12 protein-coding genes are annotated in these 19,576 nt (G+C 70.4%); 8 read left to right on the top strand and 4 right to left on the bottom strand.

Going from position 1 to position 19,576, the window contains the following annotated elements; genetic code table 11:
* Window positions 1-89: 89 nt before the first annotated feature.
* The gene (locus OG485_RS15735; RefSeq protein ID WP_328668929.1) at window positions 90-1,127 is read left to right on the top strand and encodes a helix-turn-helix transcriptional regulator; all 1,038 of its coding nucleotides are present in this window, start codon (window positions 90-92) and stop codon (window positions 1,125-1,127) included.
* A gap of 45 nt (window positions 1,128-1,172) precedes the next feature.
* On the opposite strand, the gene OG485_RS15730 is transcribed toward OG485_RS15735, so the two are convergent.
* Window positions 1,173-2,636 carry an MFS transporter gene (locus OG485_RS15730; RefSeq protein WP_328668928.1) on the bottom strand — a complete coding sequence of 488 codons (1,464 nt, stop codon included), beginning with the start codon at window positions 2,634-2,636 and terminating at the stop codon, window positions 1,173-1,175.
* A 96-nt stretch (window positions 2,637-2,732) separates the two neighbouring features.
* Between OG485_RS15730 and dusB the strand changes: the two genes are divergently transcribed.
* Window positions 2,733-3,899 carry a tRNA dihydrouridine synthase DusB gene (dusB, locus tag OG485_RS15725; RefSeq protein WP_328668927.1) on the top strand — a complete coding sequence of 389 codons (1,167 nt, stop codon included), beginning with the start codon at window positions 2,733-2,735 and terminating at the stop codon, window positions 3,897-3,899.
* 103 nt (window positions 3,900-4,002) lie between these two features.
* Here dusB and OG485_RS15720 read toward each other — a convergent pair whose 3' ends face one another.
* Together OG485_RS15720 and OG485_RS15715 are read right to left on the bottom strand one after the other, a co-directional pair.
* On the bottom strand, window positions 4,003-5,940 hold the full coding sequence (locus OG485_RS15720; RefSeq protein ID WP_328668926.1) for an amylo-alpha-1,6-glucosidase: 1,938 nt from the start codon (window positions 5,938-5,940) through the stop codon (window positions 4,003-4,005).
* Window positions 5,937-7,544: an MGH1-like glycoside hydrolase domain-containing protein gene (locus OG485_RS15715; protein WP_328674479.1), complete on the bottom strand. Its 1,608-nt coding sequence runs from the start codon at window positions 7,542-7,544 to the stop codon at window positions 5,937-5,939. The genes OG485_RS15720 and OG485_RS15715 overlap by 4 nt, the downstream gene beginning before the upstream one ends.
* A 161-nt stretch (window positions 7,545-7,705) precedes the next feature.
* Between OG485_RS15715 and OG485_RS15710 the strand changes: the two genes are divergently transcribed.
* The 5 genes from OG485_RS15710 to OG485_RS15690 all read left to right on the top strand — a co-directional run bounded on the left by OG485_RS15710 (window position 7,706) and on the right by OG485_RS15690 (window position 16,941).
* Window positions 7,706-8,938, top strand: coding sequence for an ROK family transcriptional regulator (locus OG485_RS15710; protein ID WP_328668925.1), 1,233 nt, complete (start codon window positions 7,706-7,708; stop codon window positions 8,936-8,938).
* Window positions 8,939-9,591: 653 nt separating this feature from the next.
* Window positions 9,592-12,333: a pyruvate, phosphate dikinase gene (ppdK, locus tag OG485_RS15705; RefSeq protein WP_328668924.1), complete on the top strand. Its 2,742-nt coding sequence runs from the start codon at window positions 9,592-9,594 to the stop codon at window positions 12,331-12,333.
* 525 nt (window positions 12,334-12,858) lie between these two features.
* On the top strand, window positions 12,859-13,299 hold the full coding sequence (locus OG485_RS15700; protein ID WP_328668923.1) for a hypothetical protein: 441 nt from the start codon (window positions 12,859-12,861) through the stop codon (window positions 13,297-13,299).
* Between the two features lie 359 nt (window positions 13,300-13,658).
* A complete protein-coding gene (locus tag OG485_RS15695) occupies window positions 13,659-15,338 on the top strand; it encodes an LCP family protein (RefSeq protein WP_328668922.1) in 1,680 nt (559 codons plus the stop codon).
* A gap of 97 nt (window positions 15,339-15,435) precedes the next feature.
* Window positions 15,436-16,941 carry a hypothetical protein gene (locus OG485_RS15690; protein ID WP_328668921.1) on the top strand — a complete coding sequence of 502 codons (1,506 nt, stop codon included), beginning with the start codon at window positions 15,436-15,438 and terminating at the stop codon, window positions 16,939-16,941.
* Here OG485_RS15690 and OG485_RS15685 read toward each other — a convergent pair.
* Entirely contained in the window at window positions 16,908-17,900 is a 993-nt protein-coding gene (locus OG485_RS15685) for a hypothetical protein (RefSeq protein WP_328668920.1), read from the bottom strand. The genes OG485_RS15690 and OG485_RS15685 overlap by 34 nt on opposite strands.
* Before the next feature lie 706 nt (window positions 17,901-18,606).
* Here OG485_RS15685 and OG485_RS15680 point away from each other — a divergent pair.
* On the top strand, window positions 18,607-19,536 hold the full coding sequence (locus OG485_RS15680) for an oxidoreductase (protein WP_328668919.1): 930 nt from the start codon (window positions 18,607-18,609) through the stop codon (window positions 19,534-19,536).
* Window positions 19,537-19,576: the final 40 nt, after the last annotated feature.

Genomic DNA, 19,576 nt, shown 5'->3' with positions numbered 1-19,576 from the left:
TCTCCCGTACTCAGACGGGTACCAGAGTCTTCTTATCCTGGTACAAGCACTACCTGGCAACAGGCTGCGCCGGGCGGCAGGCTGGAGGCATGAAGACGATGGCACGCGAGACGGCCACGAGCGCGGTGCCCGCGCGACCGGCGGCCACAGGCCAGGGCCCGGACCCGGTGCCGCCGGCCGGCGGCGGGGTGGCGCCGGGCGCCGGTGCGGCGTCCCGTGCGGGGGAGATCCGGCGGCACGAGCTGGCCACCTTCCTGCGCAGCCGCCGCGAACGCATCACGCCCGAGCAGGTCCAGCTTCCCCGTGGCCGCCGACGGCGCACGCCGGGCCTGCGCCGCGAGGAGGTCGCCCAGCTCTCCGCGGTGGGAGTCACCTGGTACACGTGGATCGAGCAAGGGCGCGACATCCAGGTCTCCGAGCAGGTCCTCGACGCCCTGGCCCGCACCCTGCTGCTGGACACCAGCGAGCGGGCCCACCTCTTCCAGCTCGCCGGAACGGTCGACCCCACGCCCGCCGCGCAGTGCGCGGTGATCACCCCGGCGCTGCGCCGGGTCCTGACGCAGCTGGAACCGGTCCCGGCCTGCATCCAGAACAGCCGGTACGACATCCTGGCGTACAACCGCACCTACGCCCGGCTGATGATGCGCGACCTCGACTCGGTCCCGCCCGCCGACCGCAACTGCGTGCTCCTGGCCTACACCAACGCGGAGTGGCGCTCCTCGATCGTCCTGCTCGACGAGACCACGAGGCTGATGGCCGCCAAGCTGCGCGCGTCGATGGCCGGGCACCTGGGGGAGCCCGCCTGGAAGACGCTGCTGAAGCGGCTGCGGGCCGAGTCGGCCGAGTTCCGAGAGAACTGGGACCGGTACGAGGTGGCCGCCACCCGCGGCAAGACCAAGAAGTTCGCGAACCCGTACGTCGGCCTGGTCACCGTCGATCACACGGACCTGTGGCTCGCCCCCGACCTGGGCGCCCGGATGGTGACGTACCCGCCTCACGACGAGGAGAGCCGCGAACGGCTGGAGAAGCTGCACGCGATCGTGCTGGAGGCCGAGGCCGAGGCGCGAGCGGAGAACGGGGTCCCGGCCGGAACGCGGTCCCGGGTGGAGGCGGCGGGGGCGGTCTGATCGGGGGACGGCCCCGTACCGCCGGTCCAGGTACCGCCGGTCCGGTCAGGCGGCGGAGGTCTCCTGGGCGCGTACGCCCGCCGTGTCCCGGATCTCCGGGGCCTCCAGCAGGCGGGCCGTGTCCTCGGCCGAGGCGCGGGCCCGGCGCCCGCTGCTGAGCCAGCCGAGGACGAGGACGGCGACACCGCAGGCGGTGATGATCCACCAGCCGGGACGGGAGGCCGCGACGAAGGTGTCCCGGTAGGCGGAGGCCTGGATGCCGGAGGCGAGGGCCGCGCCGATGACGGCGACACCGAGGGTGCCGCCGATCTGCCGGCTGGTCGAGGCGACGGCGGCGGCCACGCCCGCCTGGGCGCGCGGCATGCCGGAGACGGCCGTGTTGGTGATGGGCGCGTTCACGAAGCCGAAGCCGATGCCGAAGAAGACGTAGCCGATGACGAGCGTGACGTTCGACGTCTCCGCCTCGAACGCGGCGAACAGCACCCCGCTCACGGTCATCGCGACACCGGCGATCAGCAGCGACGGCCGGGGACCGCGGTTGCCGACCAGGCGTCCCGACACGGGCGCGCAGACGAAGCACAGGAACGCCATGGGCAGCATCCACAGGCCCGCGTGCAGGGCGTTCAGACCGCGCACGTTCTGGAGGTACAGCGTCGACAGGAACAGGAAGCCGCTGAGCGCGGCGAACGCGCTCACCGCGATGACGGTGGCCCCGCTGAACGGCACCGAGCGGAAGAAGCGCAGGTCGATGAGGGGTTCGTCGCGCCGGGGCTCGTACCACAGGAGGCCGAGGAGGGAGGCGAGGGCGATGGCGCCGAAGGAGAGGGTGTGGACGATCCCGGAGGTGGGCGCCTCGATGATCGCGTACGTCAGGGAGCCGAGCAGGGCGATGACGAGGAGCTGGCCGACCGGGTCGGGGCGGCGGGCCTTCGGGGCGCGGGACTCGGGGACGAAGCGCAGGGTCAGCAGGAGCGCGGCGAGGCCGACGGGGAGGTTGATCCAGAAGATCGACCGCCAGCCCACGGTGTCGACGAGCAGTCCGCCCACCAGCGGTCCCGCGGCCATCGAGATGCCGACCACGGCGCCCCAGACGCCGATCGCGCGGGCCCGTTCGCGCGGGTCGGTGAAGGTGTTGGTGATGATCGACATCGCCACCGGGTTGAGCATCGAGCCGCCGACGGCCTGGACCATCCGGAAGACGATGAGCGTGTCGAGGTTCGGGGCCAGCGAGCAGAGCACCGAGCCGATGGTGAACAGGACCAGGCCCGTCATGAACACCTTGCGCCGGCCGATGCGGTCGGCGGTGGAGCCCGCGAGCATCAGCAGGGACGCCAGCACCAGGGTGTACGCGTCGATGGTCCACTGCATCCCCGCGACGCTCGCGTGCAGCTCCTGCTGCATCGAGGGCAGGGCGACGTTCAGAACCGTGACGTCGAGGCTCACGATCAGCAGGCTCATGCAGCAGATCGCGAGCACCAGCATCCGGTGACGGTGGCTGAGCTCAGGCATGCCGACAGGGTACGTCGTTGTCGATAGTGTGTCTAACTAATGACCTCTACACGATCTTCCGCGCGAGCATCCGGCCCGGTACGCCACAATGGGGTAATGCCCACGCCCACGTCCACGGTGGACTCCACGCTGAACTCCTCGCTCTCGATCGGCCCCCACACGGCGCAGCCGCCCGTCGTCCTGGCCCCCATGGCCGGGATCACGAACGCGCCGTTCCGCACGCTGTGCCGTGAGTTCAGCGGCGGCAAGGGCCTGTTCGTCAGCGAGATGATCACCACGCGGGCGCTGGTCGAGCGCAACGAGAAGACCATGCAGCTGATCCACTTCGACGCGACCGAGAAGCCGCGCTCGATCCAGCTCTACGGGGTCGACCCCGCCACCGTCGGCAAGGCCGTCCGCATGATCGCGGAAGAGGACCTCGCCGACCACATCGACCTCAACTTCGGCTGCCCGGTCCCCAAGGTCACCCGCAAGGGCGGCGGCTCCGCCCTCCCGTACAAGCGCAACCTGCTGCGTGCGATCCTGCGCGAGGCCGTCAGCGGTGCCGGGGACCTGCCCGTCACCATGAAGATGCGCAAGGGCATCGACGACGACCACATCACCTTCCTCGACGCGGGACGGATCGCGGTCGAGGAGGGCGTGACGGCCATCGCGCTGCACGGCCGTACCGCGGCCCAGCACTACGGCGGCACGGCCGACTGGGACGCCATCGCCCGGCTGAAGGAGCACGTGCCCGAGATCCCCGTCCTCGGCAACGGCGACATCTGGTCGGCGGACGACGCGCTGCGCATGGTGCGCGAGACCGGGTGCGACGGGGTCGTCGTCGGGCGCGGCTGCCTCGGCCGGCCGTGGCTGTTCAGCGACCTGGTGGCCGCCTTCGAGGGCCGCCCCGACGCCTACGCGCGGCCGACGCTCCGTGAGGTCGCGGCCGTCATGGTCCGCCACGCCACCCTGCTCGGCGAGTGGATCGGCGACGAGGCGCGCGGTGTCATCGACTTCCGCAAGCACGTCGCCTGGTACCTCAAGGGCTTCTCCGTCGGCTCGGAGATGCGGGGGCGCCTCGCGATCACCTCCTCGCTCGCCGAACTCTCCGACGGGCTGGCCGAGCTGGACCAGGACCAGCCGTGGCCGTCGGGCGCCGACGGGCCGCGCGGCCGTACCTCCGGCAACAACCGGGTCGTGCTGCCGGACGGCTGGCTCAAGGACCCCTACGACTGCGCGGGCGTGTCCGAGGACGCAGAACTGGACACCTCCGGCGGCTGATCCGCCGACTGATCCACCGGCCGTCCGGTGCGCGCCGCCCACGCGCGCACCGAACGGCCCGGGCGCCGCCCCCCGACGCCCGTCTTCCCGGCGCGGACAGGCCCTAGGCCCCGCCCACCGCCGCGAGCAGGGCCAGCGGTGCCGCCGCCGAACGGGACTCCCGTACGCAGGCGTGCGGGTAGGGCACCGGCTCGGCATGGGTGTCCCTGCCGTAGCCCGCGATGACCTCGGGGAGGCGGTGCCCCGCGGCCGTGGCCGCGTCCACGAGCCCGTGCGCCACCGTACGGGCCTCGTCGTGCAGTCCGTACCGCGCCAGCCCCAAGGTGATCAGGGCGTTGTCGTGCGGCCAGACGGAACCACGGTGATACGACAGCGGGTGGTACGCGGGCTGGCCCGAAGCGAGCGTGCGCACTCCCCAGCCGGAGAAGAAGTCCGGTTCGAGGAGCCGCCGGCCGACCAGTTCGCCGTACTCCTTGTCCAGCAGGCCGGACCACAGCAGATGACCCGCGTCCGAGGCGAGCGCGTCGACATGCCGGCCCTCGCCGTCGAGCGCCAGCGCGGGGAAGGCGTGCTCGTTCATCCAGAAGTCCCGCTGGAAACGGTCGCGCAGATCGGCGGCGGCCTGCTCCAGGAGCGCCGCGTAGACCTCGTCGTCCCAGACCGCGCGGGCCAGTTGGGCGGTGCGGCGCAGCGCGTCGTACGCGTACCCCTGCGCGCCCGCCGCCATCACCGGCCCGGTGGGGCGGCTGCCGTCGGCCGAGCAGATGGCGCCCGGGGAGTCCTTCCAGTTCTGGTTGGCGAGGCCGCCGCCGTCCGCGCGGTAGACGAGATAGCCGCGCGAGGTCAGCCCGCCGTGGTCCAGCATCCAGCCGATCGCCGCACGGGCGTTGGGCTCCAGCCGGCGGGCCAGGGCCGTGTCGCCGGTGTGCTCGGTGTAGGCGCCGAGCAGCACCAGGAACAGCGGAGTCGCGTCCACCGAACCGTAGTAACGCCCGTACGGCACCTGCCCGAAGTGCGCCAGCTCGCCGTGCCGCACCTCGTGCACGATCTTCCCGGGCTGGGCGACCGCGCCCGCTCCCACCTCGACCGCCTGGGTGGCGGCCAGCGCGGGCAGGGTGGCGGCGGCGAGCTGAGGCCGGTAGGGCAGCGCGAACAGCGAGGTGAGCAGGGCGTCGCGGCCCAGCAGGGTGAGGAACCAGGGGACCCCGGCCGCGGGCACCCGCAGCTCCTCGCCGTCCAGGCCCGTGGCCGGCACCTGGAGGACGGCCAGATCGGACAGGCCGCGCGCGCAGGCCGCGGCCAGCTCGGGCCAGCCGGTCGGGAACGGCACCCCCTGCGCGAACTCGCCCTCCAGGGCGAGGAGCCGCTCGCCCGCCGCGGCGGGCGAGGCGGGAACCCGTGGCTCGTGCGTGGCGCCGTGCGGACGGGCCGCGACGCGCAGCGCCAGCTCCGCCGAACCGTGCGGTTCGAGGTCGAGGGTCCAGACGAGCCGCCGCGCGCCCGTGCCCGTCTCCTCCACCCCGTCCGGCGCGGGCTCGGAGGTGACCGTCGTACGGGACCGCCACTCCCCGCGCCGGTAGCTGAACTCGACCCCGTCGTCCAGGACCTGCCGCTGGCGTACGACGCCCGTCTTGGCGTACGTGCGGTGGTCGGAACGCAGTTCGAACTGATCCGTGAAGTCGGCGTCCGCGGTGACCGCGATCCGCACCGTCGTGGCCGTCGGACGGTTGCTGGTGACGCGCAGTGCCTCCACGAACGAGCCCTCGGCGACGGCCTGTTCACGGAAGAGCGTGTAGGCGGGCGGTTCGTTGCGGCCGCCGCGCGGCACCAGGACACAGCGTGCCGTGTCACCGTCCGCGACCGGCGTGAGTGCCTCGGGCACCGCGCCGTCCACCGTGAGCTGCCAGCGGCTGAGGTGCCGGGCGTCCCGTACGAATAACCCGTCCGGAGAGCTGCCGCCCCGCACTCCGCTGATGTCCCCGCCGTCGCCCACGGCGGCGAACGTTCCACCGTGCACGAGCAGATGATGCCGGTCCGTCATCCCCGGTCCTCTCCCTTGACGTCCGCCCCGAAATCGAATGCGCGCTGTCCCGCCCCGTCGGCGCCGGTGCCGAGTGCCGTGTCGGTCAACGCGTCGCGCCCCTGAGGGGACACGACCGATGGTGCCCCGGAGGGCTCGTGCAGCAGATCGAGCGTCAGTGCCGCCGTCCAGCTGAACCCGAGCGCTCCGCAGGCCTCGCCGGTGAACGGGTCCACGTACTCGGCGAACCCGGACTCCCCGGCGGTGTCCAGCAGGGCGGCCCGCAGCGCGTCCGCCCGTCCGTGCTCCCCGTGCAGCCGCAGCCCGCGCTCCAGCAGCCAGTTGGTGTTGAACCAGGCGGGCCCCCGCCAGTAGCGGTGCGGATCGAACGCCTCGCCGGTCAGGTCGTAGCTGGGCACGAGGCGCGCCGCTTCGCCCAGCCCGAAGTGCGGCCCGCCCGCGGTCCGTACGAGCGTGGCGGCGATGTCGCGCGGCAGCGCGGGCAGGATCAGGGGCAGCAGCCCGGCGACGCTGCGCTCGGGAATCAGCACCCCACGCCCGCCCCTCCCGCCGCTTCCACCGGCTCCGCCGCCCGCGCCGGCCCTGCCGCCGTCGCCGCCGCCGCTCCGCTCGTCGCGGCAGAAGAACATGCCCTCCGCCGGGTCCCACAGCCGCTCCACCAGCGCCGCCGTCAGCCGCTCCGCGCGCGCGTGCCGGGCCGTCCCCGTCGCGCCCAGTTCCCGCGCGATCTGTGCCAGCGCGTGCTCCGAGGCGATCAGCAGGGCGTTGAACAGCGGGTCCTCGACGGCGAACTCGCCGCCCCCGTCGGTGTATCCCCGGTCCCGGTAGTCCGCGGCCAGCCGTACGTACCGCCCGTAGTCGAGATCCGTCGGCCGGTCCTCGGGAGCGCCGTGGTCGAGGTCGGCGCGCCGGAAGGAGCGGGCCGGCGCCGGGGTGACGCGGCTGAGCGGGGCGTCCCAGCAGGGGCTGTTGTCCATGCCCTGCTCCCAGGGATGGACCACGCTGGCGAGGCCGCCGCCGCCCAGGTCCCGGCGGTGCAGGAGATAGCGGTGCCAGGCCGCCAGGCGGGGATACATCCGGGAGAGGAACGAGCGGGCCCTGGACAGTCCCGGGTCCGCCCGGTGCACCAGCCACACCGCGAGCGCGTGCACCGGTGGCTGCACGATGCCCGACGTCTGTACCGTGCGCGGGGCGCCCGCGGCGCGCCCGGCGGTGGAGGAGCGCCAGAAGTCGGGGCTCGGGAAGTACGCGTCGAGCGGGACGGAGGGGTTGAACACGATGTGCGGCACACGCCCGTCGGCCCACTGTGCGCCGAGCAGGGTCTCCAGCTCCGTCTGCGCCCGCAGCGGGGACAGATGGCGCAGGCCGATCGCGATGAACGCGGAGTCCCAGGACCACTGGTGCGGGTACAGACCGCGGGAGGGCACCGTGGACGTTCCGGTCCAGTTGCCGTCCAGCACCCGGGAGGCCCTGAGGTGCAGCGACCCCGGCGGTCCGCCGGGATCGTATACGGGTGCTCCGCTCCGGACGATCTCGGCCGCATGCTGCGGGGAGGGCGGGCCGGAGGCGCGCGAGGGAATCCCGGTGGTGCTCACAGGAGCCATGGGGCCCCTGTGCAGGGCGGTGAGCTGGGTTGTGCTGTCCACTCAGGTCTCCCCGAAGACGTCCGGCCGGCCGGTTCGGCAGTAGCTGCCGTAGGGTTACGTCTATTTAACACGCAAAACTCAATATGTAATGCAGAGTTGGGGAACGCAAGAGGGTGCGCATGACAGAAAGGCGGGGAGTGACCGTGAAGACCGGGAACCAGGCAAGCGCCGGAGAACTGCTCGAACTGGTGCGCAGCGGCCGGGCCACCACGCGCGGGGCGCTCCAGCGGGCCACCGGTCTGTCGCGGGCCACGGTCGGCCAGCGCCTGGACCGGCTGTTCCGCGCGGGCTGGCTCCGCGAGGGGGCCGGCGGCCCCGTCGACTCACCCCTCGGCGGCCGTCCCTCCATCGCCCTGGAGTTCGACGACGAGCACGCCGTCGTCCTCGCCGCCGACCTCGACACCCGGCACGGCCGGGCCGCCGTCCTCACCCTGACGGGCGAGATCCTCGCCGAGCACGCGGGACCCCTGGTGATCGACGACGGCCCCGAGGCGGTCCTCGGTGAGCTAGGACGCTGGTTCGCCGAACTGGTCGGGAAGTCCGGCCGGCCGGCCGACGCCGTCTGCGGCATCGGGCTCGCGGTGCCGGGACCGGTCGACAGCGACACCGGCCGCGTGGTGCAGCCGCCGATCATGCCGGGCTGGGACGGCTACGACATAAGGGGCCGGCTGGGCCGCGCCTTCGCCGAACACGCGGGCACCGGCGCCGGCACCGCCGGCGTACCCGTGCTCGTCGACAACGACGCCAACCTCATGGCGTACGGGGAGCAGCGCGCCGGCTATCCGGACTGCTCGGCGTTCGCGCTGGTCAAGGTCTCCACCGGTATAGGTGCGGGCATGGTCGTCGGCGGCACCGTCTACCGGGGGGTCGACGGCGGCGCGGGCGACATCGGGCACATCCGGGTCGGTGCCGACGCGCTGTGCCGGTGCGGCTCGTACGGCTGTCTGGCCGCCGTGGCCAGTGGCGGCGCGGTGGCGCGCCGGCTCGCGGAGTCCGGGGTCCCGGCCGCGTCCGGCTCGGACGTGCGCGAGCTGCTGGCGGCCGGCCACCCTGAGGCGACGGCGCTCGCGCGGGAGGCGGGCCGCCGGGTCGGGGACGTCCTGGCCACCGTGGTGACGCTGCTCAACCCGGGCGTGCTGATGATCGCCGGGGATCTGGCCGGAACCCCGTTCCTCACGGGCGTACGGGAGCTGCTGTACCAGCGGGCGCTGCCCCGTTCCACCGCTCACCTGGCCGTGGTGACCTCCCGGCTCGGCGAGCGGGCCGGCCTCGTGGGCGCGGGCGCGCTGGTCGTGGAGCACCTGTACGCGCCGGAGCGGGCCGAGGAGCGGCTGGCGGCTCTCGGGGTGTGACGGGCGGGGCCGCGTTCCGGGGTGATCCGTTCCGGGGTGATCAGTTCCGGGTCACCGTACGGGCATCGCGGCGCAGGGTCAGTCGTGCGGGGGTCGCGGCCGGGCCACTCGTGCAGGCATCAGGGCCGGGGGCCACCCGTGCGGGGACCGCGGCAGGCGTCGCTCGCGCGGGCATCGCGGCCGGGGTCGCCCGTGGGGGTGTCGCGGCGCGGCATCCGTGTGAGACATCCGCGGGCCGTGCTCGTACCTCCGTGTGTCGCGCCCCGGATCGTGGTCCGGATGATGGAATCTGACTTCTCCTGGTGGCGTGATTCTCGCCACCCTTGATAGGGGTCACGCTCAGATGAGCGGATCTTGTGCGACTGCACTTCCCTAAGGGGTGGCACTCAGTGCCACTCTCTGATCGTTCATCGATTAAACTCAGACGTGCCCGAGCCTGCTCACCTGAGCGAAAAGCGCGGTCTGTGGACGTTGATTCGTTCAAGAAGTGAAAACATGGGCACTCGATGACTTGCCAAGCCTTGACTTTGGATCTGGTGGCGGACGAATGGTTACAGGCACATGACGCGCAAGTGGACGTACCCAGGTGCCTTCGATCTGGGTATGTTCCCCGTCGTCAGGGCAGCCACCGCGACGTCGAGGAGTCGAGACTCGTGTCGGAAAACAAAGATCCCCACGTAGCCGAAAGCGGCGTTGGTGGAGCGAAGTTCGTTTATGACTTCACCGAGGGCAACAGGGACCTCAAGGACCTGCTCGGGGGCAAGGGTGCCAACCTCGCCGAAATGACCAACCTGGGTCTTCCCGTCCCGCCCGGCTTCACCATCACCACCGAGGCGTGCAAGACCTACCTCGACAGTGGCGAGGAGCCGGCGGCACTGCGTGACGAGGTGAGTGCGCACCTCGAGGCCCTCGAAGCCAAGATGGGCAAGAAGCTCGGCCAGGCCGACGATCCCCTGCTCGTCTCCGTCCGCTCCGGGGCCAAGTTCTCCATGCCCGGCATGATGGACACCGTCCTGAACATCGGCCTCTCCGACAAGTCCGTGCTGGGCCTGTCCCGGCAGGCCGGCGACGACCGCTTCGCGTGGGACTCCTACCGCCGTCTCATCCAGATGTTCGGCAAGACGGTCCTCGGCGTGGACGGCGAGCTCTTCGAGGAGGCTCTGGACGCGGCGAAGGACCTCAAGAAGGTCACCGTCGACACGGACCTCGAGGCGGCCGACCTCAAGAAGCTCGTCACCAAGTTCAAGAAGATCGTCAAGACCGAGGCCGGCCGGGACTTCCCGCAGGACCCGCGCGAGCAGATGGACCTCGCCATCCACGCGGTCTTCGACTCGTGGAACACCGAGCGCGCCAAGCTGTACCGCCGCCAGGAGCGCATCCCGCACGACCTCGGCACGGCCGTCAACGTCTGCTCGATGGTCTTCGGCAACCTCGGCCCCGACTCCGGCACCGGCGTCGCCTTCACCCGCGACCCCGCCTCCGGCCACCAGGGCGTCTACGGCGACTACCTCCAGAACGCCCAGGGCGAGGACGTCGTCGCCGGTATCCGCAACACGGTCCCGCTCGCCGAGCTGGAGTCGATCGACAAGAAGTCGTACGACCAGCTCATGCAGATCATGGAGACCCTGGAGAACCACTACAAGGATCTCTGTGACATCGAGTTCACCATCGAGCGCGGCCAGCTCTGGATGCTGCAGACCCGGGTCGGCAAGCGCACGGCGGGCGCGGCCTTCCGCATCGCCACGCAGCTCGTGGACCAGGGCCTGATCGACGAGGCCGAGGCGCTCCAGCGCGTGACGGGTGCCCAGCTCGCGCAGCTGATGTTCCCGCGCTTCGACGAGGAGGCGAAGGTCGAGCAGGTCGGCCGGGGCATCGCCGCGTCGCCGGGCGCCGCCGTCGGCAAGGCCGTCTTCGACTCGTACACCGCGGTGAAGTGGTCCCGTTCCGGCGAGAAGGTCATCCTGGTCCGCCGCGAGACGAACCCCGACGACCTGGACGGCATGATCGCGGCCGAGGGCATCCTCACCTCGCGCGGCGGCAAGACCTCCCACGCGGCCGTCGTCGCCCGCGGCATGGGCAAGACCTGTGTCTGCGGTGCCGAGGAGCTGGAGGTCGACACCAAGCGCCGCCGGATGACCGTGCCCGGCGGGCACGTCGTCGAGGAGGGCGACCTCATCTCGATCGACGGCTCCAGCGGCAAGGTGTACCTCGGTGAGGTCCCCGTCGTCCCGTCCCCGGTCGTCGAGTACTTCGAGGGCCGGATGCACGCGGGCGCCGACGACGCCGACGAACTGGTCGAGGCCGTCCACCGGATCATGGCCTTCGCCGACCGCAAGCGCAGCCTGCGTGTACGCGCCAACGCCGACAACGCCGAGGACGCGCTGCGCGCCCGCCGCTTCGGCGCCCAGGGCATCGGTCTGTGCCGTACGGAGCACATGTTCCTGGGCGACCGCCGTGAGCTGGTCGAGCGCCTGATCCTCGCGGACACCGAGACCGAGCGCGAGGAGTCGCTGAAGGCGCTCCTGCCGCTCCAGAAGCAGGACTTCGTGGACCTGTTCTCGGCGATGGACGGCCTCCCGGTCACGGTCCGTCTCCTGGACCCGCCGCTGCACGAGTTCCTGCCGGACATCACCGAGCTGTCGGTGCGTGTCGCGCTCGCCGAGTCCCGCAAGGACTCCAACGAGAACGACCTCCGTCTCCTCCAGGCGGTGCACCGCCTGCACGAGCAGAACCCGATGCTGGGCCTGCGCGGTGTGCGTCTCGGCCTCGTCATCCCCGGCCTGTTCACCATGCAGGTGCGGGCCATCGCGGAGGCGGCCGCCGAGCGCAAGAACGCCAAGGGCGACCCGCGCGCGGAGATCATGATCCCGCTCGTCGGCACCGTCCAGGAGCTGGAGATCGTCCGCGAGGAGGCCGACCAGGTCATCGCCGAGGTCGAGGCGGCCACCGGCGTGCACCTGAAGCTGGCGATCGGCACGATGATCGAGCTGCCGCGCGCCGCGCTGACGGCCGGCCAGATCGCCGAGGCGGCGGAGTTCTTCTCCTTCGGCACGAACGACCTCACCCAGACGGTGTGGGGCTTCAGCCGCGACGACGTGGAGGCCTCCTTCTTCACGGCGTACCTGGAGAAGGGCATCTTCGGCGTCAGCCCGTTCGAGACGATCGACAAGGACGGCGTCGGCTCCCTGGTCAAGTCCGCGGTGAAGGCAGGCCGCGAGACGCGTCCCGACCTGAAGCTCGGCGTCTGCGGCGAGCACGGCGGTGACCCCGAGTCGGTCCACTTCTTCCACGAGGTGGGACTCGACTACGTCTCCTGCTCCCCGTTCCGCATCCCGGTCGCCCGCCTGGAAGCGGGCCGCGCGGCCTCCAGCTCGAAGGGCAGCGACCACCGCTAGCCCCCGAGCACCGGACCCCGGGGCCGCCGCCCGTCCCCGACCCTCAACACCGATGGGCGGCGGCCCCGGCCCACGAGAAAGGGCGGCACCCTGTGCGGGGGTGCCGCCCTTTCGGGCATGGTCTGCGGGGTGCCCACGCCGTCGACGTCCGCCGCGATGACGCGCGCCCGCCGCACCTGCCCGCGCTGCCAATGAGATGTGGGCTACTGCATCCCGCGGCATATGCGGAAGATGTCTCGCCACTGAAGAGAACTCGGTCCGGTTCGACTCAGAAGAGACTGCTGACCAGGGCAACGGCCCACATGCCGTAGGTCTTCCAGCGATGTGACATGCGGCAGTACAACCGTGGCTTGCGTCGCCCTGCCTGGTTGATGTGCGTCTCACACCATCGGCATGGCAGTTCCCCGTGGTACCGGCCGTCGTCACTCAGATGAGCCCCCATGAGCGGGACCCTAGCCGCTCGATCAGGCACTCAAAAGGACGTTCGCTCGCCGTCCACGGAACTTCCGAAGTTATCGTGGCCGCGTGCACCGAACCACCCTGAAAATATGCGCCGCCCTGGCACCGTTCCTGCTGGTCGCCGCGTGTGTCGGCAGTCAGCCGACCACCAAGGTCACGGCCGACCGCATCACCGGGAACTGGGTGGGACCGCACGGCGAGAAGTTCACCATTGCCGCCGACCGGACGTTTACCGCCAATGGTCTCGATTCGGAGAACCTCGCCGCCGTAACGTGCCCCGGCAAGCCCTCCAAAGGCGGCTGGGCGTTCTATGCCGCGGAGGGCCATGGCACCGAAATCGGGGAGAAGACTGCCAAGTCCGGTTCCTGGATCGGTCTTTCGTTTCACGGCGCGGCCGAGAACTGCCAGTTCGACCTGGCGGTGGTGGACGGAGGCAAGGCGCTGTGCGCGACGGACGACCGGGACTTTTCGTGCGGACTGGACGTGAAGTTCACCAGGGAGTCGTAGGGGTGTACGGCTCACCTCTTGAGCGCAGCCATGACCCGCCCTGAGTGCCCTGAGAGTGCCCTCAGGTGCGAGGGAAGGGCTGACTTCCCGGCCAGGAAGTCGGTCAGCCGTACATCCTGTGCGGAGAGGTGCCGCCCTTTCGGATGTTTCAGTCCGTACGGCCCTTGTGCCCCGTTGTGCCTTCCGGGGCGGCTGGGTTCCGTCAAGCCTCTTGTCCAGTAGGGCTGTTGTGTGTCGCCCGAGTGCAACCATCGACCGCATTCGAATGTCTGAACGGTCATCCCGAGGTCGGCCGCGGGGTGGATCCGGCACGGGTCGGGTGGCAGGGCCCCGGGGCGGCGGAGCACAGACGGAGGACCGTGGACACGCAAGGCGGCAGCAACATCGACCCCGCGGACCAGTGGGTCCTCGACCCGGAGACCGGTGAGTACCGGCTGCGGACAGGAGCCGATGGCGCTCCGGCCGCCACGGTGCCGGGGCAGCGAAGGAGTCGCGCGCGCGGCGAGGGGGAACGGCGGCCCGTCCCGGAGCCGGGCGAGGGCACTCGCCGCGGCGGCGCGGTGAGGTCCCGCAAAGCCAAGCGGTCCACGAAGCGGAAGGTCCTGACATGGACCGCGGGGACGCTGGGCTTCGTGCTGCTGGCGGGCAGTGCCGGGGCCTACATGCTGTACCGGCACTTCAACGACAACATCAGCACGGTGGACGTCGGCACGGCGGGCAGCAAGAACGCGACCAGCGACGACGCGGTGAACATCCTGGTCATCGGCACCGACAGCCGAATAGGCCTGGGCGGGAAGTACGGGGACGCCGGCAGCGTGGGCCACGCCGACACCACGATCCTCTTCCATGTGGCGAAGGACCGGTCGAACGCGACGGCGATGAGCATTCCGCGCGACATGGTCACCGGCATCCCGGCCTGCCCGACCAAGCAGAAGGACGGCTCCACCGAAACGATCAAGGGGACGCCCAAGGCGCCATACAGCCCGCGCTTCAACGAGAGCCTCGGGCAGGAGGGCCGCGATCCGGGCTGCACCATGCGGACCGTCACCGCGCTCACCGGCCTGCCGGTCGACCACTTCATCCTGGTCAACTTCGAGGCCGTGAAGACCCTCTCCACGGCTGTCGGAGGCGTGCCGATCTGCCTCACCCATGACATCGACGACACGGACGAGCGGGGTCAGGGCTCCCATCTGCGCCTGCCCGCCGGCCCGCACACGGTCCAGGGCGAACAGGCCCTGCAGTTCGTCAGGACCCGTCACTCGCTGAAGAACGGCAGCGACCTGGACCGCATCGACCTGCAGAAGCAGTTCCTGAGTTCGATGATCCGTCAGATGAAGTCCCGCAACACCCTCACCGATCCCCGGAAGCTCTTCAAACTGGCGAACGCGGCCACCAAGTCGCTCACGGTGGACACCGGCATCGGCGGTGTCGACAAGCTCACCGCCCTCGCCAAGGACCTCAACCAGGTCGATCCCGAGCACATCACCTTCACGACGCTGCCGGTCGTCGACAACCCGGCCGAGGGGAAGAACCACAGGACCGTCGTGGTCGACGAGACCAGGGCGCCCGCGCTCTTCACGGCGCTCAAGAACGACGTCTCGCTGACCGAGGTCGCGAAGAAGCCCACGGCCTCCGACGCCAAGCTGAAGGGCCCCAAGGCGGACCCGTCGCAGGTCCGGGTCACCGTCTACAACGGCGGCGGCCCCCAGGGCTCGGCGCAGACCACCCTGGAGTGGCTGCAGAACACCAAGGGCGTCCCCCACTCCACCAACGGCGGCAACGCCCCAGAGGGGCAGCAGGACCGTACGACCCTGGCCTACGCTCCCGGCCAGGCCGACCAGGCCCGGGCCCTCGCCGCGATGATGGGTCTGTCCGCCTCGGCGCTCCACCCCGGCAAGGACGGCTCAGGGGCCGGGACCGACATGACTCTCACCCTCGGACGTGACTTCAAGGGCCCCGGAGTGCCTGTCACCGGCCCGGCCGAGCCCCCGGCCGGCGTCCCGCAGTCGCATGCCGACAAGAACGTGTGCGTCGGCTGACAGCGGGCAGACGCGCGGGCCGCACCCCGGGTGCTCCGGGGAGCCGAACGGGGTAGCTCCGCGTGCACCGGGTCGTCGCGGGTTCCAGCCTGGGTCCATGAGCATCCGTCCCTGGGTCGTTGTCGAGCCGCCGGACAGCCGTGGGCTGCGGCGGGTCGTCGTGGGCGGAGAGGCGGTGGGCCATGCCTGGTCGGCATCCGGACTGCGGAGGATCCTCGGGCGCCTCGGTCACCCGGAGGACCTGGATCTGGAGGATCCGGCAGCCGTCTGCTGGCGCGGAGGCGACAGCGGGACGTGGCCCGACCGCGCGGGGAGACGGCACGCGGTCACCGTGCTCATGGTGGCCGGGCTGCTCGCGTCCATGGTCCTCAGCGCGGTCATCGGGGGGCCCGACGCCTTCGGGGCCCTGACCTTCGCGCAACGGCTCAACGGGATCGTGTTCGTCCTGTCGGGTGCGGTGCAGGGCGCGGCGGCCGTCGCGGCACTCGACTACGGGGGGAAACGGCAGTTCCGTGCCTCCGGGGCGATCGTCCTGCTCGGCGTGCTCATCGCGCTGGCCACCGACAGTCTGCTGCTGTTCATGTGGCTCGAAGAGATGGAGTTCACGCCCTATCTGCTGGTGTTCATGCCGCTTTGGTGCTGGTCTCTGTGGGCCCTGTGCCTTCTTGTACGGAACAGATCGTGGAAGGAAATCCCCCAGCCCAAGAGGTTCGCGGCCGGAGTGGTCGCCACCGCGCTCCTGACCGGCGTCAGCCTGGCGTATTCGACCATGTACCAGCCTGCGGCGGCCCCGATGCACCTCACTCTGAAGGTGGAATTCGGGAGATCGCGGGTGGACCGTTCGCTCGGGTTTCTCCAGGTCCCGCTGACGCTTTACATGAAGAACACGGGAGGGATTCCGGTGTACATCCTGAACGACAGCTACACGGTCTCCGGCAGAGGGGGTGCGTACTCCACAGACCCTGCCGACAGGGCCCTCATGCGGGAGTGGCGAGAGAGCGCGGGCCGGCGGGGCGAGGACTCGGGGGAAGCGGAGCGCTATGTCGACCACCTCGTGTACACCACGATCAGCAGCGGGCATTTCTACGGCCCTGGCGAGCGGCTCGAAATCGGGGAGGAGTATGCGCGCAAGCACGTGGTCCAGCTGCCCAAGGATGCCAGGTACGACATCCTGAGCGTCGACCTGACGATCTCATACATGAGGAAGGACCGAGGGAAGATCGACGTGGAGGAGTTCAAAACGCCTCATTATTCATGGGATAAAGATGACAAGCGATACTACTGCTCTCCGGAAAAGGGGTGCTTTCAGCAGATCTATTACCACGGGAGAGTGTGGCACAACGACAACCTCGTCAATCTGACGCGAAAGCCGCGCTATGTGACGGCGTTCTGGTCCCCGGGACGCATCCCCGATTCGTTGATTTCTCCGTACGATTTCAAAGGGGAGACGGGCGGAGTGCAGAAGGAGAAGAGGGAGCGGGGAAGATACGGGGCCGCGCGGGCGCATATGAGTTACGAGGTCTCCCTCGCGGAGCTGCTTGCTCCGCCCCCTGTTCTGCTGCCACCGGGTTACTCGAGCCAGGTGCCGACGGCGACCCCGTAGTCCTCGTCGAGGTAAGCGGCGGTCGACTGGCAGTAGGAAGCCCGCTGGCCGATGGTGGACCACAGATCGTCCCTCGGAACGACCTTGGCGAGCTCGGTGATGAGCGGTGCGATCTTGATCGGTGCGTGGACGTTCGCGTTGTTCTGCAACTCGGCGAGGACGTCGAGCAGGATGTCGCTCTTTTCCTTGCTCTTCCAGAAGTCCTTGACTCCTTCCGGACGCCAACTGCCGGGAACCAGGTCCTTCAGCTCCTCGGGGAGTTCATTCCCCGCCGACGATCTGAATATGGCGTTGGTGCAGGTCTCGGCCGCCTTGCCGAGAGGGTCCTCCGGCCGTCCCTGGGCCGAGGCCGCCTCCTCCTGCTTGTCGCTGATGTGAGCGGACTGATCCCGCATGTCCTTCTCGGCTTCGGCCCGGTCCTTGGACGACGACTCGGGATCGTTGAACACCCGCAGCTTCTTGTTCTGCTCGTACACGGCCTGAACGAGCGCGTACCGGTGCTTCGGAGGCATGGCCGCGGCGGTACTCTCCGGGGACGTTTCCGGGGTGGCGGCGTCTGCCTGCGCGACGCCCATCTGTTCCTCGAACCCCCGGAGCGAGGCCGTCTGATGGCCCCCCGTCACCGCGCTGCTCAACCCTCCCGTAATCGCCAGCAGCTGTCCTCGCAGCTCCGCTGGTGTCCGGGAGTCGCAGATCATGTCCAGCGCGGACGTCGTGCGCGTCATGACCAGGAGAACGGAGGACCGTGTCTCGGACGGCACCTGCGCGTCGTGCCCCAGCTTCAGGGCGGAGGACACCTGCTTCACGAGTGCGGTCAGCTGTTTCCGGAGCTGCGGAGGCGTGCTGTCGTCACCGGTGGCCTTCAGCGCGACGGTCAGATGGTCGACGCTCTCGATGACCCCTTGCCGGTCCCGCAGCGACGTCCCGGGGTCCTTGACCGCTTCGAGCGTGGTGGTCAATTCGTCGACAGTCGGCGCGAGTTCCCCGGGAACGCTTCCCTTCGTCTCGTTCAGGCGCGTCGCGGTTTCGTCGATTTGTTTCTTTTGTTCCGCGAGAGGGTCGGTATCCCCTCGGCCCGTGTCACCGGAACCCGGCGGCTGTGACGACTGGTCAGAGTTCGGTGGCTGTTCCTGATCCGACGACGCACCCGTCGATGCGGAGGTGGTGCCGCTGGGCGTAGGTGTGCCGCTCGGTGCGGAGGTCGTGCCGCTGGGTGTCGGCGTGTTGCTCGGCGTCGACGAGGGAGGCGGACTGTCCCCCGGTGTAGGAGGCGGTGTTGTCCCGACCGCTGACGTCCTGCTCGTGCCGGGGGCCTGGAGCGCTGCGGTCGCACTTGCCAGACCGGCTGGAAAAGCGAGCGTCGCCGCCAAGAGGGATGCGTTGACGCTGTGGACGGCGCGTCGCCTGAAGGTTCTGGCCATGGGGGTTCCAGATGCGCTTCGCGGGGTGCTTGCTTCATCCGTTGCGGACCGGGCCCACATTCCACTCTTCACCTGGTCGGTGCCCCCCGCAACGCGGGCGCCGGGCTCGGTGTCGTCCTCACGGAGCGCGGGACTTGGAAGGTGATCGGGGCGGGCGCGCGGTACGGGATCCGGAGGGGTGTGTACCGGGCGGAGCGGCGTCCGTAGGGTGGGGCCGACGGTGAGGCAGCGGGAGGAGCGGGGCATGGGTGGCTGGGGTGCGAAGGACATGCCCGGGCAGCGGGGGCGGGTCGCCGTCGTCACCGGGGCCAACAGCGGGCTGGGGCTCGTCACCGCGCGCGAGCTGGCGCGCGGCGGGGCCCGGGTGGTGCTCGCCTGCCGCAGCGAGACCCGCGGCAGGGAAGCGGCCGAGCGAATCGCCGCCGAAGTCCCTGGCGCCGAGGTGGAGTTCGGTCGGCTCGACCTCGGGGACCTCACGTCCGTAAGGGAGTTCGCGGACTCCTTCTCCTGCGACCGCCTCGACCTGCTCGTGAACAACGCGGGCGTGATGGCGCTGCCGTACGGAACGACGGCCGACGGATTCGAGACGCAGTTCGGTGTGAACCACCTCGGGCACTTCGCCCTCACCGGGCTGCTGTTCCCGGTGATCGCGAAGACCTCCGGAGCGCGGATCGTCACCGTGTCGAGCATGGTCCACGCGCTCTCGGACATCGACCTCGACGACCTCGACAGCGAGAAGCAGCCGTACCGCAAGTGGATCGCCTACGGCCGGTCCAAGAGCGCCAACCTCCTCTTCACGCACGAGCTCGCGCGGAGGCTGTCCGCCGCCGGGTCCGATGTCGTCGCGGCCGCGGCGCACCCCGGGTACGCCTCCACCAACCTGCAGACCGCCGGGCCCCGGCTGGAGGGGCGCAGGCGCGCCGAGCGGCTGATGGAGATCGGCAACCGCGTCTTCGCACAGAGCGCCGAGGCGGGCGCCCTGCCGTCGCTGTACGCGGCCACCGCCCCCGGCGTGCGGCCCGACACCTTCGTCGGACCGTCGTTCGCGATGTGGCGCGGCTCGCCCGCGACCTCCTGGCGGGCCGGCCGGACCCGCGACGACACCAGGGCGGAGCTGCTCTGGGCCGCCTCGGAGCGGCTGACGGGTGTCACGTACGAGGGACTCAAGGGCTGACACCGCGGCCGCACCCCGGGGAGACCCGGACCGGACCGGA

Source organism: Streptomyces sp. NBC_00328 (genome assembly GCF_036139655.1).
GTDB lineage: Bacteria > Actinomycetota > Actinomycetes > Streptomycetales > Streptomycetaceae > Streptomyces.
The sequence above is the reverse complement of the archived record's forward strand: the minus strand, read 5'-3'. Positions and strand labels throughout refer to the sequence as shown.